General features: G+C 72.1%; 1 protein-coding gene. It reads right to left on the bottom strand.

All coding sequences use genetic code 11. From position 1 onward, the window contains the following. On the bottom strand, positions 1–1402 hold a 1402-nt coding region (locus PROKR_RS13350), incomplete at both ends, for a cytochrome b (RefSeq protein ID WP_245605820.1).

Raw genomic sequence — 1402 nt, 5'->3', positions numbered from 1 at the left:
GGCGCCGTGCAGGCGCCCCGCGCCGTCCGTCCGGCCCGGTGCGGCCGCGACGGGGACGACGGTCAGCCGCGCCCGTTCGGCCGGGTCGGCCTGCTGGTGGATCTCGGCGTACCCGCCGTTGCTCATCCGCACGATCCGGCCCGTCTCGTGCCCGTGCAGCGCGATCTCGCGGTCCTTGCGCTGCAGCCCGATGCACACCCGCCGGGTGACCTCGAACGCCAGCGCCGGCCCGACCAGCAGCAGCACCTGCAGGAACGTGATCACCGACTCGAAGGTCACGTTGAACTCCGTCGAGACGATGTCGGCGCTCGCGGCGCCCCACAGGATGCCGTAGAAGAGCGCACCCGCGACGCCGATGCCGGTGCGGACCGGGAAGTGGCGGGGCCGGTCCAGCACGTCGTGCCGGCCACGGTCCTGCGTGACCCACGCCTCGACGTACGGGTAGACCACGAGCAGCCCGAACCACACGGCCACCACCGCGAGCGGCACGAGCGTCGCGAAGGTCACCGTCCAGCCGCCCCACACGGTCTCCCAGCCGGCCGGCACCAGGCGCAGGGCGCCGTCGAGGAACCCCATGTACCAGTCGGGCTGGCTCCCCGCACCGACCTCGCCGACCGACGCCGGCCCGTAGGACCAGACGGGGCTGATCGTGGACGTCGCGCCGAGCAGCACCAGCACCGAGCCGGTGATGCCCATCATGCCGAAGGCGCGGAAGGCGGCGTCGGGCCAGAGGCGCAGGCCGAGCGTCGGGACGGGCTCGGGCCGGAACTGCCTGGCCTGGCCGTCCCGGAGGGCAAGAGCGGCCCGGGCGACGAGGACGACGACGAGCAGCCCCGGGGCGATCGCCACGTGCAGCGGGTAGAGGTTCTCGATGATCTGGCCGGGAAACGGCCCGCCGAACATCACGCCGGCGATCCAGGTGCCGATGAACGGGATGCTCAGCACCACGCCCTCGACGATGCGCAGGCCGGTGCCCGACAGCATGTCGTCCGGCAGGGCGTACCCGCTCCAGCCGGCGGCGAGCACCAGCACGAACGCCGCCACCAGCAGCACCCAGCTCAGCTGCCGCGGACGGCGGAACCCGCCGCTGAAGAACGTGATCAGCAGCTGCATGATGATCGAGGCGGGCATCACCAGCGCCGCCCAGTGATGGGTCTGCCGCAGCAGCAGGCCGCCGGTCTGCTCGAACGAGATGCGCATGGTCGAGGCGAACGCCTCGGTCACGGTGGCACCCTGCAGGGGCCCGTACGGCCCGGTGTAGGTCACCAGCTCGTTCGACGGCGTGTAGGTGAACGCCAGCAGGATGCCGGTCACGGTCAGCACGACCAGGCACGTGAACGTCACGACGCCGAACAGGTTCGACCAGTGCAGCTGCACCCGCCGCTCGCCCAGGGCCGCGATC

The sequence above is a fragment of the Promicromonospora kroppenstedtii DSM 19349 genome (assembly GCF_000515355.1).
Lineage (GTDB): Bacteria > Actinomycetota > Actinomycetes > Actinomycetales > Cellulomonadaceae > Promicromonospora > Promicromonospora kroppenstedtii.
This window is presented reverse-complemented; position numbering and strand designations above follow the sequence as displayed.